Annotated in this window: 21 protein-coding genes; 13 read left to right on the top strand and 8 right to left on the bottom strand. The window is 65.5% G+C overall.

What is annotated here, in order from left to right; all coding sequences use genetic code 11:
- Positions 1-71 precede the first annotated feature (71 nt).
- The 3 genes from M2361_RS14145 to M2361_RS14135 are packed head-to-tail and all read right to left on the bottom strand — an operon-like array spanning position 72 to position 2,804.
- Positions 72-728 (bottom strand): GntR family transcriptional regulator, encoded by a 657-nt coding sequence (locus tag M2361_RS14145; protein ID WP_259249905.1) that lies wholly within the window; start codon positions 726-728, stop codon positions 72-74.
- A gap of 40 nt (positions 729-768) precedes the next feature.
- A complete protein-coding gene (locus M2361_RS14140; RefSeq protein WP_259249904.1) occupies positions 769-2,139 on the bottom strand; it encodes an ATP-binding protein in 1,371 nt (456 codons plus the stop codon).
- Entirely contained in the window at positions 2,136-2,804 is a 669-nt protein-coding gene (locus M2361_RS14135) for a response regulator transcription factor (protein WP_259249902.1), read from the bottom strand. Before M2361_RS14135 ends, M2361_RS14140 begins: the two co-directional genes overlap by 4 nt.
- Before the next feature lie 130 nt (positions 2,805-2,934).
- On the opposite strand from M2361_RS14135, the gene M2361_RS14130 reads away from it, so the two are divergent.
- From M2361_RS14130 to M2361_RS14105, 6 genes are all read left to right on the top strand, one after another.
- Positions 2,935-3,699, top strand: a complete 765-nt coding sequence (locus tag M2361_RS14130) for a MipA/OmpV family protein (protein WP_259249901.1) — start codon at positions 2,935-2,937, stop codon at positions 3,697-3,699.
- 137 nt (positions 3,700-3,836) lie between these two features.
- The gene (locus tag M2361_RS14125; RefSeq protein ID WP_259249899.1) at positions 3,837-4,844 is read left to right on the top strand and encodes a Dyp-type peroxidase; all 1,008 of its coding nucleotides are present in this window, start codon (positions 3,837-3,839) and stop codon (positions 4,842-4,844) included.
- A 209-nt stretch (positions 4,845-5,053) separates the two neighbouring features.
- Entirely contained in the window at positions 5,054-6,934 is a 1,881-nt protein-coding gene (locus M2361_RS14120; protein ID WP_259249898.1) for a methyl-accepting chemotaxis protein, read from the top strand.
- A 171-nt stretch (positions 6,935-7,105) separates the two neighbouring features.
- Positions 7,106-7,897, top strand: coding sequence for an alpha/beta fold hydrolase (locus M2361_RS14115; RefSeq protein ID WP_259249896.1), 792 nt, complete (start codon positions 7,106-7,108; stop codon positions 7,895-7,897).
- A gap of 170 nt (positions 7,898-8,067) precedes the next feature.
- Complete coding sequence (locus M2361_RS14110; protein ID WP_259249895.1) at positions 8,068-9,627, top strand: hypothetical protein; 1,560 nt, start codon at positions 8,068-8,070, stop codon at positions 9,625-9,627.
- Positions 9,628-9,672: 45 nt separating this feature from the next.
- Entirely contained in the window at positions 9,673-12,333 is a 2,661-nt protein-coding gene (locus M2361_RS14105) for an excinuclease ABC subunit UvrA (RefSeq protein WP_259249893.1), read from the top strand.
- Positions 12,334-12,526: 193 nt separating this feature from the next.
- On the opposite strand, the gene M2361_RS14100 is transcribed toward M2361_RS14105, so the two are convergent.
- Positions 12,527-13,303 (bottom strand): DUF4239 domain-containing protein, encoded by a 777-nt coding sequence (locus M2361_RS14100; RefSeq protein WP_100854650.1) that lies wholly within the window; start codon positions 13,301-13,303, stop codon positions 12,527-12,529.
- A gap of 144 nt (positions 13,304-13,447) precedes the next feature.
- Here M2361_RS14100 and M2361_RS14095 point away from each other — a divergent pair, with 144 nt between their 5' ends.
- Both M2361_RS14095 and M2361_RS14090 read left to right on the top strand, forming a co-directional pair.
- Complete coding sequence (locus M2361_RS14095) at positions 13,448-14,497, top strand: NADP(H)-dependent aldo-keto reductase (RefSeq protein ID WP_259249888.1); 1,050 nt, start codon at positions 13,448-13,450, stop codon at positions 14,495-14,497.
- 308 nt (positions 14,498-14,805) lie between these two features.
- Entirely contained in the window at positions 14,806-16,881 is a 2,076-nt protein-coding gene (locus M2361_RS14090; protein ID WP_259249886.1) for a TonB-dependent siderophore receptor, read from the top strand.
- Here M2361_RS14090 and M2361_RS14085 read toward each other — a convergent pair.
- A complete protein-coding gene (locus M2361_RS14085; RefSeq protein WP_259249885.1) occupies positions 16,871-17,686 on the bottom strand; it encodes a metallophosphoesterase in 816 nt (271 codons plus the stop codon). The two genes, M2361_RS14090 and M2361_RS14085, sit on opposite strands and share 11 nt — an antisense overlap.
- Before the next feature lie 103 nt (positions 17,687-17,789).
- On the opposite strand from M2361_RS14085, the gene M2361_RS14080 reads away from it, so the two are divergent.
- The 5 genes from M2361_RS14080 (at position 17,790) to M2361_RS14060 (ending at position 22,116) form a co-directional block, all read left to right on the top strand.
- On the top strand, positions 17,790-18,227 hold the full coding sequence (locus M2361_RS14080; RefSeq protein WP_259249884.1) for a lysozyme inhibitor LprI family protein: 438 nt from the start codon (positions 17,790-17,792) through the stop codon (positions 18,225-18,227).
- A 125-nt stretch (positions 18,228-18,352) separates the two neighbouring features.
- Positions 18,353-18,910 carry a DNA-3-methyladenine glycosylase I gene (locus M2361_RS14075; RefSeq protein WP_259251485.1) on the top strand — a complete coding sequence of 186 codons (558 nt, stop codon included), beginning with the start codon at positions 18,353-18,355 and terminating at the stop codon, positions 18,908-18,910.
- Positions 18,911-18,918: 8 nt separating this feature from the next.
- Positions 18,919-20,250, top strand: a complete 1,332-nt coding sequence (locus tag M2361_RS14070; protein WP_259249883.1) for an NAD(P)/FAD-dependent oxidoreductase — start codon at positions 18,919-18,921, stop codon at positions 20,248-20,250.
- Entirely contained in the window at positions 20,247-21,068 is an 822-nt protein-coding gene (locus M2361_RS14065; RefSeq protein WP_259249881.1) for a DUF1365 domain-containing protein, read from the top strand. The genes M2361_RS14070 and M2361_RS14065 overlap by 4 nt, the downstream gene beginning before the upstream one ends.
- A 79-nt stretch (positions 21,069-21,147) precedes the next feature.
- A complete protein-coding gene (locus tag M2361_RS14060) occupies positions 21,148-22,116 on the top strand; it encodes a helix-turn-helix domain-containing GNAT family N-acetyltransferase (RefSeq protein WP_259249879.1) in 969 nt (322 codons plus the stop codon).
- Positions 22,117-22,170: 54 nt separating this feature from the next.
- On the opposite strand, the gene M2361_RS14055 is transcribed toward M2361_RS14060, so the two are convergent.
- From M2361_RS14055 to M2361_RS14045, 3 genes are read right to left on the bottom strand one after another with little or no spacing between them, the layout of a single operon-like run.
- Positions 22,171-22,866, bottom strand: coding sequence for a pentapeptide repeat-containing protein (locus tag M2361_RS14055; RefSeq protein WP_259249877.1), 696 nt, complete (start codon positions 22,864-22,866; stop codon positions 22,171-22,173).
- A 30-nt stretch (positions 22,867-22,896) separates the two neighbouring features.
- Positions 22,897-23,547: a response regulator gene (locus M2361_RS14050; RefSeq protein ID WP_100854657.1), complete on the bottom strand. Its 651-nt coding sequence runs from the start codon at positions 23,545-23,547 to the stop codon at positions 22,897-22,899.
- Between the two features lie 55 nt (positions 23,548-23,602).
- Positions 23,603-26,890, bottom strand: a complete 3,288-nt coding sequence (locus tag M2361_RS14045; protein WP_259249875.1) for a hybrid sensor histidine kinase/response regulator — start codon at positions 26,888-26,890, stop codon at positions 23,603-23,605.
- Positions 26,891-26,898 lie beyond the last annotated feature (8 nt).

Here is a 26,898-nt window from a genome sequence, read left to right as displayed (position 1 = left end):
GCAATTGGCTTAATGCGCGGAATACGAAGACGAAGACGAAGACGTGAACTACGAGAAATACGTGGACACGACTAAGTGTCCGTCGGCGGCTTGCGCTGGCTGCGAAACAGCAGGTGCGTGGCCGTCAGGTGAAACCGCATGGCAATCTCGGCGCAAGCCGCGTCCCGCGCGCGCAAGGCCGCGATGATCTGCCGGTGGTGTTCCACGCTGCGCAGCATATCGTCCTGCGTGTAGAAGTAGAACGAGCCGATGATGATCGGCATGTCCAGCAGGTTCTCCACCATGTTGCGCACGCGCGCGGACTGCGCCGCGTCCAGCAACGCATGGTGGAAAAGGTTGTTGCAGTGCTGCACCCGCGCCACCTTGTCGGCGTCGTCCGACAGCACCGCGTCCAGCATGCGCTGGTTGATCTCTTCAAGCTGGTCGATCTGTTCGGGCGTGGCGCGTTCGGCGGCGCTGCGCGCGGCGTAGGGCTCCAGCAGCAAGCGCAGTTCGAACGCTTCGTTGATGTCGCGATCCACCCAGCCTAAAACTTCGGCGCCGCGCCGGCCTTCGCGCTTGACCAGGCCATCGGCAACCAGCCGTTCGATGGCGCTGCGCACCGGTGTGCGGCTGACGGCAAGCTCGGCCGCGATGTGTTCTTCGCGCAGCCGTTCGCCGGGCAGGAACACGCCCGACATCAGCCGGCGGCGAAGTTCCGCATAGACAAGATCGCGGGCGCTGGTCATGGTGGCGCGGGTTTCCTGGGGGGCGGCAAAGAGTTCCAGACTATACCCGAAGGGGCGCGTGAATCTGGGCGAAATGAATGGTGATTCCGACGCCGCGGCCGTCCAGTCCCGGGCCCCATTCCACCCGTGCGCCATGGCACGCCGCAATCTGCGCCACCAACGACAACCCGATGCCGCTGCCACGCTCGGTGGCGCCGGGCATGCGGTAGAAACGGTCGAACACGCGCTCGCGTTCGGCGACGGCAATGCCGGGTCCGTTGTCCGCCACGGTCAGGTGGGCGCCGCCTTGCGGCAGGGGGCCGCAGCCGACTTTCACGCAGCCGCCTTCGGGTGTGTAGCGCAGGGCGTTGTCCAGCAGGTTGCGCACCAGCACCCCCAGCGCGTCGACATTGCCGGGCAGAGTGGTGGCGTGGGTGTCCAGGATGATGCGTTGCTGCTTGGTGGTGGCCAGCACTTCGCTGTCGCGCGCAATCATTTCCACCAGGTGGTCCAGCGGCACGGGCTCGATCTCGCCTTCGCCCTGCGCTTGCATGCGCGCCTGTTCCAGCAACTGTTCAGCCAGCCGCGACGTGCGCAACGCCACATTGCGCAGTTGTTCCACCGCCTGGCCGCGCGCCTGCTCGCTGTCGCTGCGCAAGGCCAGGTCGGCATAGGCGCTTAGCGCCGCCAGCGGCGTGCGCAGTTCGTGCGCCGCATCGGCCAGAAAGCGCCGTTCCCGGTCCAACGATGCCGACAGGCGTTCCAGCAAGCCGTTGATGGCGCCGATGAATGGCCGCAGTTCGCCCGGCATGCCCGAGGTGGGCACCGGGGTCAGGTCCATGCCGGTGCGGTTCACGATGGCGTCTCGCGCACGGTCCACGGGGCGGAAGGCGCGGCGTATCACCAGCCACGTCAGACCCGTCAGCGTGAGGAAAAGCGCGCTGAAGAACCACAGCCCGTTCCACATGCGCGTCACGGTGTCGTGCTGCACTTGATCGATCGACTTGGCGAACTGCACCTGCACCAGCCCGTCTGCATCCGACAAGGCATAGACGCGCCAGGATTCGCCGCGCACCGTGACGTCCTGGAAACTGTCTTGAAAGCTTGGCACCATGGGGGCATCGGGCGCGGTCGGCGAGCGCACGATAAGCCGCTTGTCGGCCAAGGACCAGACCTGGAAGTTCGAGGTTTCCCCGTCGAAACGGGACGACGCCGGCAACTCAAAACGGTCTTCTTCGTGCAAGGGCTCGGCTTGCAGCAGGCTGGTGGGCAAGGACAGCAGCACCTTTTGCGCGCCGTAGCGCACGCTTTGGTCCAGCATGCCGGTTTCGGCGCGCGTCTGCTGCACATAGACCAGCAAGACCGCAATCAGCCACGTGGCCAGCACGGCCAGCAGCAGGGTGATGGCAAGCCGTCGGCGCAGCGTCGTCATGGCGTCGCGCCCGCCACCATGCGGTAGCCCAGGCCGTGCTGCGTTTCGATCAGCCCGTCGCCCAGCTTGCGCCGCAATTGATGGATGTACACCGCCACGGTGTTGCTTTCGATGGTGCCGCTGCTGCCATAGACCGCCAATTCCAATTGGTCGCGGCTGACGGTGTGGCCCATGCGCTGCATCAGCGCCAACAGCGTGTGATATTCATGCGCGCTCAGGCTGACTTCCTGGCCACCTCGCTTGACGACGCGCCCCGCGGGTTCCAGCACCACGTCGCGGCAACGCAGCGCCGACACCACGCTGTTGCTGCTGCGCCGAAGCACGGCGCGCAGGCGCGCCAGCAATTCGTCCAGTTGAAAGGGCTTGACCAGGTAATCGTCGGCGCCCGCGTCCAGCCCCTGAATGCGTTCGCTGAGTCGGTCGCGCGCGGTGATGATCAATACGGGGGTAGTGTCGAACCGGCCGCGCAGCGTCTTCAACAGCGTCAGCCCGCTGCCGGCGGGCAAGCCCAGGTCCAGCAGCACGGCGTGATAGCCGTGGTCCACCAACGCCAGTTGCGCCTCGGGCAAGGTGCGTGCCCAGTTCACGTCGGCCCCGTCTTCGGCCAGGCCCGCACGCAAGGCATCGCCCAGCATGGGATCGTCTTCGACAAGCAGGATACGCACGCACACTCCAGAGCGCCGCCAGGCACGGCGCGGCGGGGTCTTAAAGAAATATTAAAAGTTGATCAGGACAATGCAGGCCAATCCCGGGGCGCTTGCCCACGGCCACTGTCATGAACGAAAGGAAGCCCTGATGCGGATGGGTATAGTAGCAAGAGGCCTGATGGCCGGCGCGGTGTTTGGCGGCGCCGGCGCCGCGCAGGCGCAGGCCACGAACGGCATAGGATTAGGGGTCGGAGCCATTCCGGTCTATGAAGGGTCCAGCGAATATCGCGCGCTGCCCGTGCCGCTCATCAACTACCATTCCGGCAATTTTTTCATCACGCCCCGCATGGGCCTGCCCGCCATGGGCTTGAAGACGTCGTTGGCGCCTGATCTTGACGCCGGCGTGTTCGTGGGCTTGAGCCTGGGGCGCAAGGCCGACGACGCCGATCGCACCAAGGGCCTGGACGACATCAAGTTCCACGGCGCCTACGGGGCCTATGTAGAATGGCGGCCCGGCCGCTACTCGCTGGGCGCGGGCTACAAGCAGGCAGCGCGCAGCGGCTATGGCGGCACGATGGAACTGCGCGCGTCCTACGCGGCGCTCAAGACCGAACAGCATACGGTGCAGGTGGGCGTCAGCACGGAATGGGCCAACCATGACGCCATGCAGACCTGGTTCGGCGTGACCTCGTCGCAAGCCGCCCGCAGCCGCGAAGGCCTGTCGACGTACTCGCCGTCGTCCGGCTTCAAGTCGGCGGCGCTGTACACCACCTGGTCTTATCGCATCAACCCAAGCTGGAGCACGGTGTCCACCATCGGCGTCAACACGCTGCTGGGCGACGCGCGCGACAGCCCGCTGACCGAGCGCAAGACCAACGTGTTCGGCTCGGTGGGGGTGATGTACCGCTTCTAGGGCGGGCGCCGAAGGGCAAGCAAACAGCGGGCCGCGCAGCGATACATCGTTCAACGGCGCGTTCAATCATTCAAGAAGGCGTAGGGGCAGCCGGATACAATTTCGGCGGTGTTCCCCTCGCCTTCTTGAGTCCTCCCATGCCCGACTTTCCGCCCGAATCCCAAGCCGTCCACAGCCCCACGACGCGCCACGCCATCTTTATCGTGGCCACGATCAACCCCGGCGCCGACGCCGCCGCCACCGTGCGGGCCTGGTGCGAAGACGTGGCGGCCCGTGTGCGTACGGTCAACACGCGCTCGCCCTTGGAAAACCTGTCCTGTGTGTGTGCGTTCGGCTCCAACGCCTGGGATGCCTTGTTCGGGCAGCCGCGCCCGGCCAACCTGCACCCGTTCCGCGTCTTCGGCGACGGCGAGCGCGTGGCCGTGTCGACCCCGGGCGACATCCTGCTGCATATCCGCGCCGACGCCATGGACCTGTGCTTTGAAGTCGCAACCTTGTTGATGGACGGCCTGGGCGACGCGGTGACGGTGGTGGATGAAGTGCACGGCTTTCGCTACTTCGATCGCCGCGCCATCATCGGTTTTGTCGACGGCACCGAAAACCCCGAGGGGCGCGAAGCCGTGCATTTCACCGTCATCGGCGATGAAGACTCCGAGTTCGCGGGCGGCAGCTACGTGCTGGTGCAGAAGTACCTGCACGACATGGCCGCGTGGAATGCGTTGACCGTGGAAAGCCAGGAAGGCGTCATCGGGCGGCACAAGCTGTCCAACGTGGAACTGGACGACGACATCAAGCCGGCGTCTTCCCACAGCGCCTTGACCACGCTGGAAGAAAACGGCGAAGAAATCAAGATCCTGCGCGACAACATGCCATTCGGCCGGGCAGGCATGGGCGAATTCGGCACGTATTTCATCGGCTACGCGCGTTCGCCCGCGCCGATCGAGCAGATGCTGGAAAACATGTTCGTGGGCCGTCCGGCGGGCAACTACGACCGCTTGCTGGACTACAGCCGCGCCGTGACGGGCGGGCTGTTCTTCGTGCCGTCGGCGGATCTGCTGGAGGAACTGGCGTCGCGCCCCGCCGTGGCGGCCGTGGCGCAGGACGATGCGGCGCCGGCGACGGCGGAAGTGCCGGCTCAACAATAAGAGCCTCTGCGAATAGGCGCCTCTGCGGGCGCGTCGGCTTATCAATAAGCGGCGCCCGCCATCCACGACCAAAGACCGATTGCGTCGCGCCTGGCTAAAGGTTCGGCTGCCCCTGCCGTAAGCCCTTCGTGGCCGCCGCTTTCCCGCATTCCCTGGCGCGCCGCATCCCCGTGCCGTCCGGCATGGGTCGTGGCAGTCAGAAGGCAAGAATGAAAATCACCTCGTTGCGCAACCGCATCTTATTGATCACCTGCTTTACCGTCGTCGGCGCCCTGGTGCTGTCGGGCGTCACCACCTACCAGATCGTGCGCAGCAACATGATGGCGACCATCTCGGGCAACCTGGACGCCATCGCGGCCGGTAACGCCAGCGCCATCGAGCGCTGGTCGCACGACAAGGCCCAGGCCGTGACCGCCACCGCCGCCGTCGTTGAAAAGGGCGACCCGCGCGGCCTGACCAAACTGATGGGCGAGACCAACGGCTTTCCCATTTCGACCATTGGCTGGTCGGACAAGACATTTTTTTCAACCACGCAAACCGCGGCTGACTACGACCCCACCGCGCGGCCCTGGTACAAGAGCGCGGTGGCGGCGGGCAAGCTCACCGTCACCAAGCCGTATGGCGACTCGGGCACCGGCAAGCTCTACGTGGCCTTCACCGCCCCGATGATCCGTGGCGGGCAGACGACGGGCGTGCTGAGCGGCGCCGTGCCGCTGGACGGCATCCAGAGCATCATCCGCGCCATTCGCCCCACGCCGTCCAGCCTGGCGTTCGTGGTGGCGGCCGACGGCCAGGTCATCTCGCACGTGAACGACAAGCTGGCGTTGAAGCCGTCCACCGACGTGGCCCCGGCATTGACCGCCGCCGCGCTGACGGCCATGGCGCGCGACGGCGCCGAACCCATCACCGTCAACCTGGACGGCGAACCCAAGCTGATCAAGGCGCGCCACATTCCCGGCACCGACTGGTCGCTGGTGATTGCGCTGGACCAGGCCGAAGCCACGGCCGGCCTGACGCAAGTGCTGAACGCCACGCTGATTTCGCTGGTGGTGCTGACCCTGGTGGCCGTGGGCATCGCCAGCGTGGTGACGTCGCGCGCCTTCAAGCGCCTGTCGGCCGTGCGCGACGCCATGGACACCATCGGTTCGGGCGACGGCGACATGACGCACCGCCTGGCGGTGGTGGGCCACGACGAAGTGGCGCAGATTTCGGCGTCGTTCAACGCCTTTGTCGACAAAATCAGCAAGGTGATGCTGGACGTGCGCGCGGGCGTGCATTCGATGTCGGCCGCCACGCGCGAGATCGACATGGGCAACCGCGATCTGTCCCAGCGTACGGAAACGTCGGCGGGCTCCTTGCAGGAGACCTCGTCGGCGCTGACGCAGATGACCTCCAGCGTGCGCCAGACGGAAGAAGCCGCTGAACACGCCAAGCGCCTGGCCTCGGAGGCCAGCGTGGCGGCCGAGCGCGGCGGCAAGGTGGTGACGGATGCGGTGACGACAATGAGCGCGATTTCGCAGTCGTCGCAACGCATCACCGAGATCATCAGCGTGATCGACAGCATTGCGTTCCAGACCAACATCCTGGCGCTCAACGCCGCCGTGGAAGCCGCGCGCGCGGGCGAACAAGGCCGTGGCTTTGCCGTGGTGGCGGGCGAAGTGCGCACGCTGGCGCAGCGCAGCGCGGCGTCCGCGCAAGAGATCCGCACGCTGATCCAGGCCTCGGTGGAAAACGTGAAGAGCGGCACCGAGCGGGTGCAGGCGGCGGGTTCGACCATGAGCGAAATCGTGGACGGCATTGCCCGTGTGCAGCGCCTGGTGAATGAAATCCACGGGGCCATGACGGAGCAAAGCGTGGGCATCAGCCAGATCGACCGCAGTGTGGCCGACATGGACCAGGCCACGCAACAGAACGCGGCCCTGGTGGAGGAATCCGCCGCGGCCTCGGCCATGCTGAGCGACCAGGCGCGCGTGCTGGCGGATACGGTGGGGCTGTTCAAGCTGCGTGGCGATGTGCAGGGGCAGGGCAATCAAGGCATGGGCAACCAAAGCCTGGGGAACCAGCGGCTGGCGTTAGGGCACGCGGCATAAGCACGGCCGTTCGGAGCAACCCCAGCGCAACCCCAGAGCAACCCCAGAGCAACCCCAGAGCAACCCCCAGAGCGGCCCCCCGGGGCCGGCTCGGCTCACCCCGGGGAGTTGCCCGGCGGCGCGCTTGGCAGCAGAATCCGTCTACCGAGATCGAACCAAGGATGGATGAAGATGGCCGACGCCGCCGCCGCAACGCCCCAGGACGCAATGATCCCCTCCCGCCACGGCCGCATCTACGCCCGCCGCTGGCCGGGCGCGGACACCCCCATCGTGCTCTTGCATGATTCACTGGGCAGCGTCGGCCTGTGGCGCGACTTCCCGGCCCATCTGGCCCAGGCCACGGGCCGCGCCGTCATCGCCTACGACCGCCTGGGCTTTGGCCAGTCGGACCCTCACCCCGGCACGCTGAGCGCTGACTTCGTCTTCGCCGAGGCCGAAGACGCCTTCGCCGCCCTGGCCGACCACTATTCACTGTCGCGCTTCATCGCATTCGGCCATAGCGTGGGCGGTGGCATGGCGGTGGCGATTGCCGCGGCGTTCCCGCAACGCTGCGTGGGCGTCATCACCGAATCCGCCCAGGAATTCGTGGAAGACCGCACGCTGGCGGGCATCCGCGAAGCCGGTGAACAATTCCAGGATCCCGCCCAACTTGAACGCCTGAAGCGCTATCACGGCGACAAGGCGCAGTGGGTGCTGGATGCCTGGGTGCACACCTGGCAGTCGGCTGAATTCGCCGACTGGAACCTTGACGCGACGCTGCCGCGCGTGAGCCAGCCGCTACTGGCCATCCATGGTGAAAACGACGAGTACGGCTCCATGCGCCATCCGGAAAAGCTGACTGCGCTGGCGGCCGGGCCGACGCGCATGCTGGCGCTGGCGGGCTGCGGCCATGTACCGCATCGGGAAACCGAGGCGGTGGTGCTGGAGGCGGTGCGGGAGTTTTTGGCGCGCCACGCGGTCTGACGCCGGGCCGGATCTGATTCGTGAGCAATACGGGGGCAACGCCGGGAGGGCAATGCACGGGCAATGCACGGGCGTGGTTAATTTTTGTTCGGGCCTGCCGTTAACACGTTAGAAGCTCTAACAAGAATTCAGACAAAACCCGGGCAGACGCTGCCCCATGTGGATGCTCAATGACCGTCATCAGCTCGTTGGCAGGCGCGACCGGCGCCGCCCCGCTTAGCACGCCCGTTACCGTCATTCGCGCGGGGCAAATCGTCAACCCCGCTGTCGATCCGGCCCAGGCGGCCGGTTCCGCGAAATCGTCGGTCGTGATGCTGGGCCAAGGCGTTTCCACCACCGCCGGCTCGGTGTACGACGAAACGGGGACCGTGCCGGATGCCCTGGCCATTGCGATGTCCAAGAGCGTGGACGCGCGCACCCGCGTCAGCCCGTTCGCCGACGTGGGCGCAGCGGTGCTGAACCGTTTGCGTACCGACGGCGGCAGCCATTCCCAGTGGATGCCCGCCACTCGCATCGCGGCGTCAGCCGCCGCCGACGCCGGCCCCCTGTCGGAAGCCGAGCTTCAGCCGGACAACGCGGTGTCGCTGCGCATCGCCACGGCCAGCGGCGTCAAGGTGCAAGTCACCCTGCAAAGCGGCAAGGAAGGCATGGCCGTGCAGATCGACGTGGCCGAAGGGGAATTGAACGAAGACGAACGCCGCGCCATCGCCGCGTTGTCGGGCGCGTTCCAGGATGCGCTGGACGGCCTGGCGGAAGTGCCGCCGCGCTGGTCGCTGACGAAGTTGGCCAACGGCAGTTCGCCCTTGCTGTCCTCGATCAGTCTGCACCAAACCCGCATGGTGGACGGCGCCGAGCAGACCGTCGAATTTCAGGCGGACGCCAAGCAAAAGAGCCTGACCGTGTCCAGCGTCATGGGCGTGGTCAAGGTGGATTTGGACCTGACCCGCCCGGTTACGCTGGGCTCGGCCGAGCAACAGTCGGCCGCCGTCTCCAAATATTTGCAGCAGTTTGACCGCGCGCAGCGCCGGGGCTCGGGCGACGAGGCGCTGATGGGCACGTTCAAGGACGTGTTCGCGGCCATGCACACCAGCTACGGCGCGGCGCAGGTTCCGGCGGCGGACACCAGCATGCGCCGCTTGCCCGCCGCGGATGCGCATCGCAGCCTGTTGTCCGGCCTGGCGGATTTCTCGGCGTCGATCGAGCAGGTGCGAGACGCCAGCAACCCGGCGCGCCCCAAGGAGCTCGACGGCTTTTCGTTCCAGGCTTCGCAAAGCAGCCAGGTGTCGGGCAAGGCGGGTTGGGATCTGGCGGTCTCGCAAACGCAGCAGTCCGCGCTGACCGCCAGCTATCACCGGTCGCTGTCGCCGGACGTGCAGTTGGCGCTGACCCAGGACGAGAAGTCGCAGAACTATCTGTACTTCCAGATTCATGACACCACAAGCAGCAAGACGGACGTGGGCTATCAGGAAGGCGTGCTGGCGACGGCAACGCTGAACGAATCGCGCACGCAAAGCACGCAGGTGTCCAGGTTCATCAAGGGCAAGCAGGTCGACCAGTCCTTCACGCCGTCGTCCGAATCGAATTCGCGCAACCTGCTGTCTTTGGTGCAGGCCGCGAAGCTGGACGAAACCGAGAACGACCCGATGGCCCCGCGAGACCAGGCGGAAGAGATCCTGCGTCGCAAATACCTGGACCTGGCGCGCCAGGTCGCAGACCTGCGGATGGGGTGATCCCGGGTCTGGATCGGGGCAGGGGGTGTCCTTTACTATGGCTCGATGAGCCCACGACAGCCTCCCGCCAAGCCCCGCGCCAAACGCCCCGCCAAACCCCGCGCCGATGCCTGCATCCGCGTTCGCGGCGCGCGTGAACACAATCTGAAGAACGTCGATGTGGATATTCCAAGAGACGCGCTCGTCGTGTTTTCGGGGGTGTCCGGATCGGGCAAATCATCGCTGGCGTTCGGCACGTTGTACGCGGAAGCGCAGCGGCGCTATCTGGAATCGCTGTCGCCCTATGCACGACGCCTGATCGATCAGGTAGGCGTGCCGGATGTCGACGCCATCGAAGGGCTGCCGCCGGCGGTGGCGCTGCAACAGCAGCGCGGCACGCCCAACGTGCGCTCTACGGTGGGTAGCGTCACCACCTTGTCCAGCATGTTGCGCATGCTGTATTCGCGTGCCGGCACCTATCCGGCCAACCAGCCCATGCTGTACGCCGAAGACTTCTCGCCCAACACCCCGCAGGGCGCCTGCCCCAATTGCCACGGCCTGGGCTACGTCTACGACGTGACCGAGGCGTCGATGGTGCCCGACCCATCGAAGACCATCCGCGAGCGCGCCATTGCGTCCTGGCCGCCCGCCTGGCACGGCCAGAACCTGCGCGACATCCTGGTCACGCTGGGCTACAACGTCGACATTCCGTGGCGCGACCTGAAAAAGAAAGACCGCGACTGGATCCTGTACACCGATGAGCAGCCCACGGTGCCCGTCTACGCGGGTTTCACGCCGGCCGAAACGCGCGCCGCCTTGCGCGCCAAGCAGGAACCCAGCTACATGGGCACCTACACCGGCGCGCGCCGCTACGTGATGCACACCTTCGCCACGACCCAAAGCGCGATGATGAAAAAGCGCGTGGCGCGGTTCATGACGGGCACGGCGTGCCCAGTATGCGACGGCCGCCGCTTGAAGCCCGAGGCCTTGTCGGTGACGTTCGCCGGCCTGGACATCGGCAGCCTGTCGCGCCTGCCCTTGGCGCGGATCGCCGAGGTGCTGACCCCGGCCGCGCGCGGCCAGTTCGATGCGCCCGCCACGGACGCCGCGCGCAGCCGCGCCACCACCCGCAAGGACAACGCGCGCCGCGTGGCGGCCGGCGGCTTGGCGCACACGGGCAGCACCGATGTGCGCCGCACGCCCGACCTGTCGCCGGAAAAACGCATCGCTGCGCAACGCATCGCGCACGATCTGGTCGAGCGCATTGGTACCTTGCAGGCGCTGGGCCTGGGCTATCTGGCGATGGACCGCGCCACGCCCACGCTGTCTCCGGGCGAGCTGCAACGGCTGCGCCTGGCCACGCAGATCCGATCCAATCTGTTCGGCGTCGTGTATGTGCTGGACGAGCCCTCGGCCGGCCTGCACCCGGCCGACGGACAGGCGCTGCACCGCGCGCTGGACCAACTGAAGGACGCGGGCAATACCCTGTTCGTGGTCGAACATGACCTGGACACGCTGCGCCGCGCCGATTGGCTGGTGGACGTGGGGCCGGGCGCGGGCCAGCATGGCGGGCAGGTGCTGTACAGCGGCCCGCCGGAAGGCTTGAAGAAGGTGCCGGCGTCGCTGACCGCGCGCTATCTGTTCAACCCGGCGCCGGCCGGCAGGGCAGCCGTGCGCGAGCCCTCGGGCTGGCTGTCGCTGCGCGGCATCCATCGCAACAACCTGCACGGCATAGACGCGCGCTTTCCGTTGGGCGCGTTCACGGCGGTGACGGGCGTGTCGGGCTCGGGCAAGTCCAGCCTGGTCAGCCAGGCGCTGGTTGAACTGATCGGCGAACATCTGGGGCAGGAACCGGTCGCGGAAGAAGCCGATGGAGATCTGCCGCAGGCCGATGGCCCGCCGCGCACGACCGGTCGTATCGACTCGGGCGCCGACGCCATCAAGCGCCTGGTGAACGTGGACCAGAAGCCCATTGGCCGCACGCCCCGGTCCAACCTGGCCACCTACACCGGGCTGTTCGACCACGTGCGCAAACTGTTCGCGGCCACCCGCGCCGCCAAGTCGCGGCGCTATGGCGCGGGCCGCTTTTCGTTCAACGTGGCGCAAGGCCGTTGCGACACCTGCGAAGGCGAAGGCTTCGTGCACGTGGAACTGTTGTTCATGCCCAGCGTGTACGCGCCGTGCCCGGTGTGCCACGGCAGCCGCTACAACGCCAAGACGCTGGAAATCGAATGGAACGGCCGCAACATCGCCCAGGTGCTGGCGATGACGGTGGACGAGGCGCTGGCGTTCTTCAACGAAGAACCCGTGGTGCAACGCCCGCTGTCCCTGTTGCATGAGATCGGCCTGGGCTACCTGCGGCTGGGCCAACCCGCCACGGAACTGTCCGGTGGCGAAGCCCAGCGCATCAAGCTGGCCACCGAACTGCAACGCAGCCAGCGCGGCAACACCCTGTACGTGCTGGACGAACCCACCACCGGCCTGCACGCGGCCGATGTGGATAAGCTGATGGCCCAATTGCATGGGCTGGTCGACGCGGGCAACACGGTCGTGGTCGTGGAACACGACCTGCGCGTGGTCGCCAACAGCGACTGGATGATCGACGTCGGCCCCGGCGCGGGCGAAGAAGGCGGCCACATCGTGGCCGAAGGCGCGCCAGCGGACGTCAGCCGCAGCGGCAAGGGCGCCACGGCGCCATTTCTGAAACGGGTGCTGGCGGGCGGTTGATGGCGGGCGGGATCACCGGTATGATCGCCGCTGGTAACGTGTAAACGGAGCGGCGAAAGCCGTGCGTTGCCCCCGCCCATTGGGTTGTCACCCAAGCGTGACGATAATCAAGAGGTCCGATTAGCAGGTTGAACTAGGCCCCCGTCAGGGGCCTTTTTCTTTTTGAGCGATTCGTCCTCGCTCGCCGCGCCCGCTACAACTCGCTTTCCAACGTCTTCTGCATGCGCTCCATGCTTTCCTGGCTGACTTGGATGACGCCCGTTCCGGGTTGGTCGATGTCGACGATGAAGGTCAGCACCAGCGCGATCAACGCGGCGAACAGGCCGGTTGATGTCAGCCGCCTGCGGGCGTGCAGGCCGGTGCCGTAGGCGATGAAACCCACCGAGCCGATGCTGACGATGAAGAGCAGGTAGAACACCGGTTCGGGCACGTGGTTTTCCAGCGCCACGCGGCGCTTTTCGTTGACTTGCGCCATCTCGTTGATGGCCTGGATGAACATGATGGTGGCGATGGCCGGCGGGTTGTCGGCGTTGGCGGCCGTGATGGTGCGGATCTGGCGTTCGATGCGGCGCGTGGTGACGTTGGCGGCGTCGAAGCGCGCGGTGTCGTTTTCGGCGTCGTGCAGTTCCAGGGCGGCGTTGATGTATTCAAGCAGCAGGCGCGGCACCTGTTCGCGGGCGGCGGGGGCAATCAACTGGGACCGCCAGTAAGCGTTGCCGATGGCGTTGGCCTCTTCCAGCACCAGGTTCTTGCGCGCCTCGAACCGCGTGACGGACATGGCGAAGGTGAAGCCCAGCAGCAAGGCCAGCAGGCCGAGCAGGGCGGTTTGCAGTGCGGTGATGTGGGTCTTGTGCGCTTCGTCGGCCGGCTTGCGCTGCTTGCGGCCCAGCCGGAAGCAGAGCTCGATGACGCCCAGGAGAACGATGACGCCGATGAAGAAGAGATAAGACTCGTTGAAGTTCCTGAGCATGGCGCTCCCCGTCGGACAGTCGCCAGCGTATGCGGATTGCCTGGCGGCGGCAAGATCTGACATGCCCGATGGCTGTCAGCGAAACGCCAACATCTTGGAGTAAGGTGTCGGCTTTCCCCTCTGAAGACCCGCACGGAGCAGAACTTGAAAACCCGCAAACTCGGCCGTACCGACCTGGATGTCAGCCTGATTGGATTGGGCACCATGACCTGGGGTGAGCAGAATTCCGAGGCCGAAGCCCATCAGCAACTGGACTACGCGCTGTCGCGCGGCGTCAACCTGGTCGACGTGGCCGAGATGTACCCCGTGCCGCCCAAGCCCGAAACGCAAGGGCTGACCGAAACCTATATCGGCACCTGGCTGGCGCGCAGCAAGCGCCGCCAGGACATCGTGCTGGCCAGCAAGGTGGCCGGCCCGGTGCGCGACCCCAAGCGCCCCGGCCACATCCGCGACGGCAAGACCTTCCTGGACCGCAAGAACCTGACCGAAGCGCTGGACGCCAGCCTGAAGCGCTTGCAGACGGATTACCTGGACCTGTATCAGCTGCACTGGCCCGACCGCACCACCGCCACCTTCGGCCAGTTGAACTACCCCTGGGTGGAAGACGAGCACACCGTGCCGATCGAAGAAACCCTGTCGGTGTTGCAGGATTTCGTGCGCGCGGGCAAGGTCCGCCACGTGGGCGTGTCCAACGAAACGCCGTGGGGCCTGTCGCAGTTCCTGCGTCATGCGGACACCCAGGATCTGCCGCGCGTCGTGTCGATCCAGAACGCCTACAGCCTGTTGAACCGCGTGTTTGAAATTGGGCTGTCTGAATTTACCCACCACGAACAGGTGGGCCTGCTGGCGTATTCGCCGCTGGCGATGGGCATGCTTTGCGGCAAGTATCTGAACGGCGCCCGCCCCGAAGGCGCCCGCCTGACGCGCTACACGCGGTTCACGCGCTACAGCAATCCGCAGGCCGAAGCCGCCACCGCCGACTACGTGGCGCTAGCGCGCGAGCACGGCGTGTCGCCCACGCACCTGGCGCTGGCCTGGGTGAACCAGCGCCCGTTTGTCACCAGCAATTTGATCGGCGCGACGACGCTGGAACAGTTGAAGGAAAACATCGACAGCGTGGACGTGACGCTGTCGCCGGACGTGTTGAAAGCGATCGACGCGATCCACACGCGCTATCCGAATCCGGCGCCCTGATCGCGCCACTAGCAATATCCCGCCCGCGTTGCGCGTTGTCGCAACGCGGGTTTTTTCATGGGCGAGGCGAACTGGGCATTTCGTAAATATGATTGCGAATCAGTCCCATTAGTAATAAAAAAGCAGTCTTTCTGACCTCCCGCTCTGGAGAATCTGCTTTGGTCCGTTCTGCTTCCCCCCGGAAGAGCCGTGCCCGCACGCTTGCCCGGCCTGCCGTCATGCGCGCTGCCTTCCGTTCTGCTGCCTTCCGTCCTGCTGCCTTTCACCCTGCTGTGGTTCCGCCCGCCGCCCTGGCCTTGGCAATTGCCATGGCCTACCCCCTGACGGCATCCGCCCAATCCGCCGCCGACGCGCCCAATGTGGCGCAACTGCCAACGGTGACCGTGCAGGCCACGGCGGTGGACGACACGCTGGAACATTTGTCGGCACCGGTGAACACGGGCGCGCTGGGTAACCGCAGCCAGCTTGAAACGCCGTTTTCAACCACCGTGGTCACGGCGGCCGACATGGCGGAACGGCAGGTCAACAAGCTGGGCGACGTGTTCGCCCTGGATGCGTCCGTCAGCGACAACAGCGCCTCGTACGGCGCCTGGGCCAGTTACCTGACCGTGCGCGGTCTGCCGCTGGATTGGCAGAATTCCTACCGCATCGACGGCAGGCCCTTCCTGAGCTATGTGACGACGCTGCCGTATGAGCATTTTGAACAGATCGACCTATTGAAGGGCGCGTCGGGCTTCATGTATGGCTTTGGTTCGCCGGGCGGAATTGTCAACTACGTGACCAAGAGGCCGACCGACGAACCGGTGCGCAGCATTGAACTGGGTTATGTGTCCAAGGGACTGCTGCGCCAGCACGTGGATCTGGGCGGACGCGTCGGCGAAAGCGGCACATTCGGCTACCGCCTGAACGCCACGCACGAAGAGGGCAACACCTACAACGGCGGTTCGCTGTATCGCGATTCGGTGTCCTTGGCGCTGGATGCGCGGCTGACCGACAAGCTGACCTGGGACTTCCAATCCATCTACCAGGACCGCAAGGCCATCGGGCAGGAACCCACCATTTACGCGGGTCAATTGGCGGGCAGCCGGTTGCCGTCGCCGGTGCGCAATGACAACGGCAAGATGGTGGGCGAAGGCCCCTATGCCGACAATGATTTCCGCTACTACTCCACCGGCCTGAAATACCAGTTGTCGTCCAACTGGAGCGCCCGCACCGACTACAGCTACAGCTCGACCCGCACGCGCCGCAACGAATCGGTGCTGTTCCTGCAAAACCAGGCGGGCGACTACGACGACTATCGCTCGGACTACGGCGAAGCCTACGCCTACAACCAGTGGCAGGGCATGATCGAAGGCAAGTTCGCTACCGGCCCGCTCAAGCACCACGTGGTCGCCGGCGCGTCCTGGCAGAAGCAGAAGAACGACTACAGCGTCAACGGCGTGTATCAGTTGCAGGGCACGGGCAACCTGCGCTCGCAGAACACCAACACCTATTACAGCCAAGGCAGCCTGGACCTGTATCGCGCCGCCGAGATTACGCAAAAGGCCCTGTTCGCCAGCGACACGATCGACCTGACGGGCGGCTGGTCGCTGCTGGGTGGCCTGCGCTATACCAACTACGAGCAGACGGGCTTTGACGCCACGGGCGCCAAGTCGTCCAGCTACGACAAGAACGGCGTGCTGACCCCAACCGTGGCGCTCATGTACCAGATCACGCCGCAGACCATGGCCTACGCCAGCTATATCGAATCGCTGGAGCCGGGCTCATCGGTGGGCAACACCTATGCCAACTTCGGCGCCTTGCTCGACCCGCTCAAGAGCAAGCAGTACGAGTTGGGCGTGAAGACCAATCAAGATGATTGGGCCGCCACCGCCGCGCTGTTCCGCATCGAGAAAAAGGCGGAATACGCGAACGCGAACAACGAATTCACGCAGGACGGCAAGTCCATCTACCAAGGCTTGGAACTCGGCGCGTCGGCGCGCGTGGCCACGAACTGGAACGTGGGCGGCAGCCTGATGTTCCTGGATTCGGAATACAAGAAAGGCAACGCCTACACGGGCAACCGCGTGGCGGGCGCGCCCAAGCTGGTGGCGGCGGCGCAATTGTCGTACTCCGTGCCGCAAGTGCCGGGCCTGAAGCTGCGCGCCGACGTCAAATACACGGGCAACACGATGCTGGGCGCGTCCAACAACGTGAAGGTGGATGACTACGCCATCGTCAATATCGGCGCCACCTACGACACCCGCATCTATGGCTACGACACCACGTTCCGCGCCGGCATCAACAACCTGGCGGACAAGCGCTATTGGCTGTTCCAGTCGTCGGACTACGTCAAGGCGGGCGACCCGCGCACCTACGGCTTAAGCGCCAGCCTTAAGTTCTGACGGGCACTTCCCACAGGCGATCAGGCTCGAAGTCGGCCTGTTCGCCTTTCTTGGCATAGCCCAGCGGGTTGGCGACCACCCGGCAGCCGTCCTTGACGTAGTCGTGCGCGCAATGCAGGTGGCCGTGCATCCAGCAGTCGGCCAACGGCAGCAGGTCGTCCAGCGCATTGCAGAACCCCGCCGTGCCCGGTGTGACGCCGTAGCGCGGGTCGGCGCTGGCCAGCGTGGGGGCAAAGTGGGTGATGGCAAGGGTGGCGCCGTCGAACGGCATACGCAGGGCGTCGCGTAGCCATTGCTGGCAGGCCAGACCCTGTTCGCGCATTTGTTCGGCCATGAAGGGCGAGCCATGGCGGCGCATCTGCGCCTTTTCCAGATAGAAGTCGGCGGCGCGAAAAGCCTTGGCGCGCTTGGCCAAGGCCACGCCGATGGGGTCACTGTTGCTGGCCAGCGCGTCGAAATCCGTCCACAGCGTGGTGCCCACCAGGCGCACGCCGTTGATGACACAGGTTTCGCGTTCCAGCCATTGGATATCCAGCGCCTGGCAAAGCTCGCGCAGGCGGTCGTGGGCTTCGTCGAAATCCAGATTGTCGTATTCGTGGTTGCCGGGTACGAACACCACGGGCGTGGGCCAGCCGTTGCGGGGGGCGTAGTTGCCCAGGCCGAAATCGTTGCTGGTCAGCTTGGAACCCTGGCGGTACGAACCGATATCGCCGGCCAGCACCAACAGGTCGGCGCCGGGCGTGGGGCGCGCCAGGAAGGTCGGGTCGGTTTCCAGGTGCAGGTCGGAGAGCAATTGAATCTTCATGGACGCTATCTTAGGTCACCCGTGCTCGGGCGGCATGCGCGCAAGGCCCCATCCGTGCGACACTTTCCCATCGAACTCATCACAGACACCAGGAGAAACGCCCATGCGTATCGTGATCGCCACGGCCGCCGCCACCGCGGTGCTGCTCGCGGCCAGCGTGCAGGCGCAGTCGCAGCCTCAGCCGCGGCTGCAGCCGATCAATTGCGGCAACGCCGCCACGCAGACCGACATGAACCTGTGCGCCGATCAGGCCTACCGCAAGTCGGACGCTGACCTGAACCAGGCCTACCGGACGGTCATGAAGCGTCTGAAAGACGACGCCACCAAGACCACGCAATTGCAAAGCGCACAAAAAGCCTGGCTGTTTTTTCGCGATGCGGAATGTGCCTTCTCGTCCAGCGGCACCACGGGCGGCAGCGTTTACCCCATGGTGCTGAGCCAATGCCTGGACACCCTGACGCAGGCGCGCACCAAAGAACTGCGCGCCTACCTGAAGTGCGAGGAAGGCGACATGAGCTGCCCGGTTCCCGGCGAAAAATGATGGCGCTTCAGGGGAGCGTGCAAGCCAGGGGGCAAGATGCCGGGGCACTGGAAGCAGCGGCCCTTGAATCCGCCGGCCTGATCCTGGACGCGCAGGGCAACCCGCGCTGCTTCTGGCAGCCGTCCATGCCGGACTACCACGACCACGAATGGGGCCGGCCCGTGGGCAGCGACCGCCGCCTGTACGAAAAGATCTGCCTGGAAGGTTTCCAGGCGGGCATGGCGTGGATCACCATTCTGCGCAAGCGCGAGGCCTTTCGCGAAGCCTTCGACGATTTCGATTTCGAGCGCGTGGCGCGTTATACCGAGCACGACGTGGAGCGACTGATGGGCAATGCCGGCATCGTGCGCAACCGCGCCAAGATCGTATCCACCATCAACAATGCGCGGCGCGCCGTGGCGTTGGCGGACGAGACGGGTTCGCTGGCGGCGTGGCTATGGCGGCACGAGCCTGCCGCTACCGAGCGGCCCCACACCGTGGACCTGGCTTACTGGAACGGCCACCCGGCGTCGGCGGCATCGGCCGGCCTGTCGCGCGCCCTGAAGACGCGCGGCTGGACGTTTGTGGGGCCGACGACAATGTACGCTTTCATGCAGGCGGTGGGCATGGTCAACGACCACATGAGCGGCTGCGTCTGCCACGCAAAGATCGACGCCGCGCGCACGAACTTCCAGCGGCCGTGATGACCCCGATGTCGAACGCCTCCGATGCAACGCCGGCTTTTGCGCCGGTCCCGCCGCGTCCCGCTTTTGTCCCTGTTCCCCCCGGCAGCCGCATCGCCGTCATCGGCGGCGGCATCGCCGGCCTGGGCGCGGCTTGGCTGCTGTCTGAAAAATTCTCGGTCACCTTGTTCGAAGCGGACAAGCGCGTCGGCGGCCATACCAATACGGTGGACGCCACGGTGGGCGGCGTCAGCCACCCGGTCGACACCGGCTTTTTGGTGCACAACGACCTGACGTATCCGCACCTGGTGCAACTGTTCAAGCATCTGGCGATTCCGGTGCACGCCAGCGACATGACGTTCAGCGTATCGCTGACGCAGCCCGACCTGGAGTGGGCCGGCACCAATTTGGGCACGGTGTTCGCGCAACGCCGCAACCTGCTGCGCCCCGCCTTCCTGGGCATGCTGCGCGACATCCTGCGCTTTAACCGCAACGCCGCCGCTTACCTGGCGCGCAGCGGCCCGCACGCGTTGCTGGGCGATCTGCTGGACGCCGAAGGCTATGGCCAGGCCATGCGCGACTGGTATCTGCTGCCCATGGCCGGCGCCATCTGGTCCACGCCGCCCAGCATGGTGCTGGCGCAACCGGCTCGCAGCTTTCTGTCGTTCTGCCTGAACCACCGCTTGTTGCAGGTGGCGGGGCGGCCGCAATGGAAAACCGTCCAGGGCGGCGCGCGCCGTTATGTCGACGCGATGTTGCCGCGCATCGCGCAGGTGCGGGTGTCCAGCCCGGTGCATAGCGTCAAGCGTCTGGCCGATGGCGTGGAAGTGCGCACCAGCGGCCACGTTGATCGGTTTGATGCCGTGGTGCTGGCCTGCCATGCGCCGACGTCGTTGGCGATGCTTGATGCCACCGAAGCCGAACGCGAGGTGCTGTCGCGCGTGCGCTACCAGCCCAACGTGGCCGTGCTGCATACCGACACCGCGCTGCTGCCGCGCCGCCGCTCGGTGTGGTCGGCCTGGAATTACCTGGCCGGCCCCACGGCGGATGCGCCCATGTCGGTCAGCTACCTGCTCAATGTGTTGCAGCCGCTGCCCTTCAAGCAGCCCGTGATCGTGACGCTGAACCCGCAGCGCGCGCCCGCGCCGGATCAAGTGCTGGGCCGCTACGAGTACGAGCACCCCATCCTGGATGCCGACGCCGTCGAGGCGCAGCGCCAACTGCCCGATATCCAGGGCCGCGCGCGGGTGTGGTTTTGCGGCGCGTGGGCGGGGTATGGCTTTCATGAGGATGGGCTGGCGTCGGCCATTCGCGTGGCGGCGGATTTCGGCGTCAGCCCGCCGTGGGGCGATGCGACATGAATAGCCCACTGCACCACGCCGGCCTGATCGAACTGATGCGCGCGCGGGTGCTGCATGTGCGCACCCGCCCGGTGGTGCACCGCTTTACGTATCCGGTGTTCTGCCTGCGGCTGCGCATCGATCAGGCCGAACGCTACGACGGCCGCGCGTCCTGGTTGTTCGGGGTCAACCGCCGCCGCCCGGTCGCGTTTCATTTTTCGGATCATGGCGCGCGCGACGGCGGCGACCCCATGGCGTGGTTGCGGTCGCGGCTGGAGATGGCGGGCGCGGACATCGACGTGGGCGCGGTGTGGTTGCAGTGCTTTCCGCGCGTGTTCGGCCATGTGTTCAACCCTGTCAGCTTCTGGCAGGTACATGACACCGATGGCCATCTGCGCGTGCTGGTGGCCGAGGTCAACAACACTTTCGGCGAACGCCATCAGTACGTGCTGCGCGCGCCGGACGGTGGGGTCATCCATGACGGCCAGGCGCTGCATAGCGACAAGTCGTTTCACGTGTCGCCGTTTTGCCTGGTGACGGGCCGCTACCGGTTTCGCGTCAAAAGCGTGGGCGGTGCGCATGTGGCCAGCATTGATTATTTTGACGACCCGGAACAGGCGCAGCCGCTGCTGCACACCGAGATTCGCGGCGCGAGCGTGCCGCTTGCCACCGGTGCGCTCTTGCGCGCGTTGGCGGCCATGCCGTTCATGACGCTGGGTGTGGTGTTCCGTATCCACTGGCAGGCGCTGCGCCTGTATTTGCGCAAGGTGCCGTTTCACCGCAAACCGCCGGCGCCGGCTGGCGAGGTGACGTTTCAGCGGTCCAAGAAAGCCGATTGAGGGCGTGGACGTCGCGGCGCTTGCTTTAGTTGCGACTCGCAATTACATTGGTTGCGATCCGCAACTGATAGGCGCGCCCATGGACCTGATCGACTTTCCCTCCCAATCCCGTGAACAGACCATCCGCGACCTGCGGGAGTTTTCTCGCAAGCTGGTGCGCGAACTGGGCTTCATGCGGACCTCGTTGGCCGGCAGTGAACTGGCGCCGTCCGCCGTCCACGCCATTATTGAAGTGGGCCTGCAGCCGGGCATCCAGGCACGCGACCTGGCCGTGATCCTGCGGCTGGACAAATCCAACACCAGCCGCCAGTTGGCCAAGCTGGAATCCGCCGGCCTGGTGGCCCGCGAGGTGGATCCCGAGGACGCGCGGTCTTCGCGCCTGACCCTGACCGACGCCGGGCTGGCATTGCGCGACCGCATCGACCAGTTCGCCACCGATCAGGTGTCGCATGCCTTGCGCCGGATGACGCCGGACGACCAGCAATCGCTGATCCGCTTCATGTCGTTGTACGCCGACGCGCTCTCGCGCGAGAACCCCAACCTGACGCCTTCCACCGCCGCCATCAGCGAGCAGATCATCGAAGGCTATGTACCCGGCTGCATCGGCGATATTGCCGGCCTGCACGCGCGTTACTACGCGCAGGCCTCGGGCTTTGGCGTGTACTTTGAACGCAAGGTCGCCACGGAACTGGCGGCCTTTGCCGAAGCGCTGCCGGAACACGGCAAGGGCATGTGGCTTTATGCGGAGAATGGGCGCACGCTGGCATCCATCGTGATCGATGGTGATCCCGCCATCGGCCAGGCGCATCTGCGCTGGTTCATCGTGGACGAGTCCTTGCGTGGCCTGGGCGTGGGCCGCCACTTGCTGGCGCGCGCGCTGGCGTTTGCCGATGCGCATTACCGCGAGACGTACCTGTGGACCTTCAAGGGGCTGGACGCCGCGCGCCATCTGTACGAAGACGCGGGCTTTGTCCTGACGGACGAATCGGAAGGCCGGCAGTGGGGCAGCGTGGTGGTGGAGCAGCGCTTCCTGCGCCGCCGGCCGTAGTTCGGAATCCGTAGTTCGGAATCCGGAACTCGGAATCCGGAATTCGAATGCGCGTCAGAGCACGCTGATGCGCAGTTCGGCCAGCAAGGTTGCCGCCTGGGTCTTGGAAATGGTGGCGCCGGCCAGGCGCGCGGCGGCGGTCAAGTCGAGGCCGCTCAAGTCCACTTCGCGCAGATCGGCGCCTTCAAAGCGCACGTTTTTCAGATTGGCGTTGCGCAAGCTGCCGCCGTGGAAGACGGCATCGCGAAAATCGCTGCCGGCCAGGTCGGCGTCTGAAAAGTCCAACTGCATGATGTTGGTTTTGCGAAAGGACACGCCGCGCAGCAATGCGCCGACCAGCAGGCATTCTTCAACCGTCCAGCCCAGGCAGGCGATGCCGTCAAAATCAGAGCCGGTCAGTTTGCAGCCTTGAAGGCGGGCGCCGGCCAGCCGCGCGCGGTGCCACTTGGCGTTGTTCAAATCGCAGTTCTGGAAGGTGGCGTCGCTGGCATCCGCCGACGCGAAGTTGGCCTGCCCGCCCCGGCAGCGCAGCCAGGTGGTGTCGGCCAGCGTGGCGCCCTGGAACGAGGCGCCGGCAATGGCGCAGGCCGTGAAGCGCGCGCCGCGCAGATCAAGGCGGGAAAAATCGGCGTGCTGGAACTCGCAGTCCTGGAACGACAGCGCCTGGCCTGCCGCGTTGTCAATCAGGGCCAGCATGGCCTGGCGGTCTACTTCCTGGCCGGTGATGGCTTCAAATACGTCTTGCGTCATGCGGGTGTCTCGGGGTTGCCTACTGAAAACCTATTGAAAAATTTCGCTTTCCACACAGAACGCCACCAGTTCCTGGTCGGTCTGCACGTTCAGCTTGCGCATTGCGGATATCTTCTGACCGCTGACCGTCTTGACGCTGCGCTTGAGCGTCTCGGCCACCTGCATCATGGATTCGCCACGGATGAAGTGGCGCAGCACCTCGAATTCCTTGGGCGACAGGCTGTTGATGCGTTCGCCGATGAACTTGCTGCGCGAATCCACCGTGCCATCGCGCTGGAATCCCGGAGGATAGTACTTGCGACCGGCTTGCAGCGTGTGCAGGGCCGTGACGATTTCAGCCAGGTTGTCGCGCTTGAGCACCACGGCGGCCACGCCCGCGTCATACAGGGCGGAAATGATCATGGGGTTGGACACCATGGTCAGCACCACCACCTGCGTCTTCGGGAAGCGTCGCGTCAGGAACTTGACCAGCCGGATGCCGTCGCCATAGGTTTCGTCGCCGGGCATGGAGTAGTCGGTGATGACCACGTGCGGCAAGTCGTGGGTCAAGTGTTCAACCAAGGCCGTGGGACTGGCCAGCAGCGCCGTGACTTCAACGCTGAGATCTTTTTCCAGCAAATCGCGCATGCCTGCGAGGACCAGCGGGTGGTCGTCGGCGAGGACTATTCGGAGTCTTTCCATTCGGGGGCGCCGGAGGGTGATCGTGGTGGTTGTCGGGGTCATTCTGTACCAAGACTCAAACTTGAGCCAGCAGGTTCCTGAGCTCGTGCGTCAGCCTGACCACGTCTTCAAAACCCTCGTCGTCCCCGCCGTCGCGCCTGAGTTTGGCCTCAACGGCCTGGAAGTCCGATGACAAGGTTGTCATCTTTACCATGACCAAGGCGCCCCGCATCCGATGCATGGTTTGCAGCGCAACCAGCACGTCGCGGCGGGTGACCGCCTGGTCAAGATTCGCCAGGTCGGTATCCATGGTGTCCAGGAACAGTTGGCGGTATTTTTCGGGCACCAGCGGCTCGGGCGCGGCGTCGACGGGCGCGGGCGCCGCGTCCATGTGGGGTGACTCGTCGGACACCTCGGACGCCTCGGCGCGCACGCGCGTGATGCCGCCCAGGTGGTGGCGCAGGGCGCTCAGTTCAATCGGTTTGACCAGCCAGGAGTTCATGCCCGCGGCCATGCAGCGTGCTTCCTCGTCGCGCATGGCGTTGGCGGTCACGCCGATGATGGGTTGGGCGTAGCCGCGCGAGCGCAGTTCGCCCGTGAGTTCGTAGCCGTTCATCTTGGGCATGTTGACGTCGGTCAGCAGCACGTCGTAAGTGGCCATGTTCCACATCGACAGCGCATCCGCGCCGTTACCGGCCACTGTGACGGTGCAGCCCAGTTGTTCCAGTTGGTGGCGCAGCGTGGCCTGGTTGATGGGGTTGTCCTCAGCCACCAGCACGCGCAAGTCCAGCGGATCCATCGGGGCGTTGGCGGCGGACGTGGCAGGCACGGGCGGATCGCCGCGCAGCAGGCGCGAAATACCGAACCCGATGCTGTCCAGGTCATGCCCGTCGACTCGCTCCGGCGCGCCGACGGCAGCTTCACGCGGATCGCCCGCCGACAGGAAGTGGCCCGTCCAGTTGGCGGGCGCCGCATCGGTGGGGCCCAGGATGTCGAGCAACACGTCGTCGGGTTCACCCCGGCCCAGGGGTTCGGGCGCGCGCTGGGCGTCGGCGCCCCAGCGGGTCAGCCACTGACAAACGTTGTCGGTCAGTTCGCGGTGCGGGCTGCGCACGTAGATGCGGATGCCGTGCAGATCGGGCTCGTCCACGGGCGCGCCGTCGGCCGGCTGCAAGGCCAGCTCCAGTGAAAAGCTGCTGCCTAGCCCCAGTTCGCTGGTGACGCGGATATGGCTGTCCATCAGCTTGGCTAGCCGGGCGCAGATGGACAGGCCGATGCCCGCGCCGCGCACGGTATGGCTGGCGCTGTCGATCTGATAGAAGGGGCTGAAAAGCTGGGCCTGGTCTTCCTTGTCGATGCCGATGCCCGTGTCCACCACCTGCAAGGCCAGCACCTGCGTGCCATCGGGCCGGTCCGCGCCATGCAGGCGCACGATGACATGGCCGGACTCGGTGAACTTGATGGCGTTGCTGAGCAGGTTGCTGAGAATCTGCCGGATGCGCACGGCGTCCCCCGTGACCCACGGCGCCACCGAGCCGTCCACGCAGGCAAACAGCAGCAGGCCTTTCTGCCGGGCCAGCGCGGCGAATGAACGCGCGCAGCTTTCCACCAGTTCACGCGGCCGGAACTGGCTGGATTCCAGCGCCAGCTGTCCGGATTCGATCTTGGTGATGTCGAGGATGTCGCTGATCAATTGCAGCAGGATCACCGACGAATTCTGGATGCGCTCAAGGTGCTGGCGCTGCTCGGCATTCAGTTCGGTCATGCCCATGAGCTCCAGCGTGCCCAATACGCCATACAGCGGCGTGCGGATCTCGTGGCTCATGGTGGCCAGGAAGGTGGACTTTGCTTCGCTGGCCTTGTCGGCGTCGCGCTTGGCCTGCGCCAGTGCGCGTTCGATTTCGGCCCGTGCGCTGATGTCCGCGAACGCGCACAGCACCACATCCTGCTTTTTGTAGCGCGTGGGCGAGTAGGCCACGTACAAGGGGCGGCCGTCGTCGGCGTGGAAGGTTTCAATGGTGCCGGGCGCGGATGCCGTCAGCACCTGGTCCAGCAGCGGCCGGGCGGCGGGGGAATCGCGCAAGCCCTGGCCCGTGGCGGCGCCCAGCCATTCCAGCGCCAGGCTGTTGGCGAACAGCACGTCGCCATTTGCGCGCGCCAGCACGCACAGCGCGATGGGCGCGGTCTGGATCAGTGTGCGGTTGAATTCTTCGCTTTCGGCGATGTCGCGGTGCGCGTTTTGCGCCGGCTCGATCACGCGCCGGGTGTACCAGCGCTGGTAGCCGATGCCGCCGGCAAGGCCAAGCAGCAACAGCAGCGCGGCCGTGATCGGCAGCCAGAGGTTGTCTTCGAAAAAATTGCGATAGCTGACGCGGTAGTACGCGGTCCAGATGCTGGACGGGTCCGATACTTTCAGGATCAAGCCGTCGCGCGTGGCGCTCAGGCCGCTTTCGCCAGTGGTGGGCAGGGGGCCGTCGCCAAGCATCAGGCCGATGTCGCGATGGGTCAGCCAGAAGCCGTCGAACTGGATCGAGGGCAGCGCGCGGTCATAGATGTTGATCCGCGCGCGGCTGAGCAGCGTGGCAACGTAGACATCCGGTGCGCCGCCACCGCGGTTGGTCCATGCCGCGTCGGAAAAGCCGGCGTGTAGCAGCCCCATCATGCGATCGGGCAGCCCGGGCGGAGAAACCCACAGGATCTGCCCGCCGGCCGCGGCGACGCCGGGTATGCCCGACGAGGGCATCGTCGAGGCGTCGTCGGCCGTTGCCGGGGCCAGTTGCGTGCGCACGGCGTCATTGACCAGCAGCAGGGTGTCTTCACTGAGCGGCTCGCCATAGCCCGGCTTGACGTTGATGGCCGGCACCGCAATGCCCAGGCTGTCCGTGCGGTTCACCAGAAAAGCGGCGGCAGCCGGAAAGTACGAATTCGCCCAGTACGTGCTGTAGAAATCCGCGAAGTAGCCCGCCGCGGCCGACACGGGGCTATTGGCCACGGGGCATTCCGACGGGTAATTGCAGAACAGCGAAAACGGCATGGCCACCAGCGCGTGCTGCCCGCGATAGATGCGCAGGCCCGGCCGGGTCGAATCCAGCGGCGTGGACAGCGTGATGTGCTCAATGGGCGCGCGCCCGTCCAGGCGCTGGTTTTCCTTGCGGAACTGAAGCAGAAAGCCTTCTTGCTCGCGGATGTATCCAACAAGAACGGCGAAGTCCATCAACAGGCGGTCTTCTTCCTGCTTGATGATGCGCTGGGCGCCCCAGAGCAGGGCGCCGATCATGATGAGCGCGACGGGCAGAATGCCGAACAGCGCGATATTCAGCCGGCGCGAGGTACGTGCAATCCTGCTAAACGGCGTTTCCTGCATACGCGGGT

Origin of the sequence: Achromobacter sp. JUb104 (genome assembly GCF_024806975.1) — a bacterium.
In the GTDB taxonomy this organism is placed as follows: Bacteria; Pseudomonadota; Gammaproteobacteria; order Burkholderiales; family Burkholderiaceae_B; genus Achromobacter; species Achromobacter spanius.
Note: the sequence above shows the minus strand (reverse complement) of the source record. Positions and strands in the feature narration are given on the sequence as shown.

What these genes read in the sequence shown, in the direction of transcription:
- M2361_RS14045 (WP_259249875.1), bottom strand. Translation starts at nt 26,890, where the DNA reads ATGCAGGAAACGCCGTTTAGCAGGATTGCACGTACCTCGCGCCGGCTG.
- M2361_RS14055 (WP_259249877.1), bottom strand. Translation starts at nt 22,866, where the DNA reads ATGACGCAAGACGTATTTGAAGCCATCACCGGCCAGGAAGTAGACCGC.
- M2361_RS14070 (WP_259249883.1), top strand. Translation starts at nt 18,919, where the DNA reads ATGTCGAACGCCTCCGATGCAACGCCGGCTTTTGCGCCGGTCCCGCCG.
- M2361_RS14110 (WP_259249895.1), top strand. Translation starts at nt 8,068, where the DNA reads ATGACCGTCATCAGCTCGTTGGCAGGCGCGACCGGCGCCGCCCCGCTT.
- M2361_RS14080 (WP_259249884.1), top strand. Translation starts at nt 17,790, where the DNA reads ATGCGTATCGTGATCGCCACGGCCGCCGCCACCGCGGTGCTGCTCGCG.
- M2361_RS14065 (WP_259249881.1), top strand. Translation starts at nt 20,247, where the DNA reads ATGAATAGCCCACTGCACCACGCCGGCCTGATCGAACTGATGCGCGCG.
- M2361_RS14050 (WP_100854657.1), bottom strand. Translation starts at nt 23,547, where the DNA reads ATGGAAAGACTCCGAATAGTCCTCGCCGACGACCACCCGCTGGTCCTC.
- M2361_RS14125 (WP_259249899.1), top strand. Translation starts at nt 3,837, where the DNA reads ATGCCCGACTTTCCGCCCGAATCCCAAGCCGTCCACAGCCCCACGACG.
- M2361_RS14085 (WP_259249885.1), bottom strand. Translation starts at nt 17,686, where the DNA reads ATGAAGATTCAATTGCTCTCCGACCTGCACCTGGAAACCGACCCGACC.
- M2361_RS14140 (WP_259249904.1), bottom strand. Translation starts at nt 2,139, where the DNA reads ATGACGACGCTGCGCCGACGGCTTGCCATCACCCTGCTGCTGGCCGTG.
- M2361_RS14115 (WP_259249896.1), top strand. Translation starts at nt 7,106, where the DNA reads ATGGCCGACGCCGCCGCCGCAACGCCCCAGGACGCAATGATCCCCTCC.
- M2361_RS14145 (WP_259249905.1), bottom strand. Translation starts at nt 728, where the DNA reads ATGACCAGCGCCCGCGATCTTGTCTATGCGGAACTTCGCCGCCGGCTG.
- M2361_RS14130 (WP_259249901.1), top strand. Translation starts at nt 2,935, where the DNA reads ATGCGGATGGGTATAGTAGCAAGAGGCCTGATGGCCGGCGCGGTGTTT.
- M2361_RS14105 (WP_259249893.1), top strand. Translation starts at nt 9,673, where the DNA reads ATGAGCCCACGACAGCCTCCCGCCAAGCCCCGCGCCAAACGCCCCGCC.
- M2361_RS14120 (WP_259249898.1), top strand. Translation starts at nt 5,054, where the DNA reads ATGAAAATCACCTCGTTGCGCAACCGCATCTTATTGATCACCTGCTTT.
- M2361_RS14100 (WP_100854650.1), bottom strand. Translation starts at nt 13,303, where the DNA reads ATGCTCAGGAACTTCAACGAGTCTTATCTCTTCTTCATCGGCGTCATC.
- M2361_RS14060 (WP_259249879.1), top strand. Translation starts at nt 21,148, where the DNA reads ATGGACCTGATCGACTTTCCCTCCCAATCCCGTGAACAGACCATCCGC.
- M2361_RS14090 (WP_259249886.1), top strand. Translation starts at nt 14,806, where the DNA reads ATGGCCTACCCCCTGACGGCATCCGCCCAATCCGCCGCCGACGCGCCC.
- M2361_RS14075 (WP_259251485.1), top strand. Translation starts at nt 18,353, where the DNA reads ATGCCGGACTACCACGACCACGAATGGGGCCGGCCCGTGGGCAGCGAC.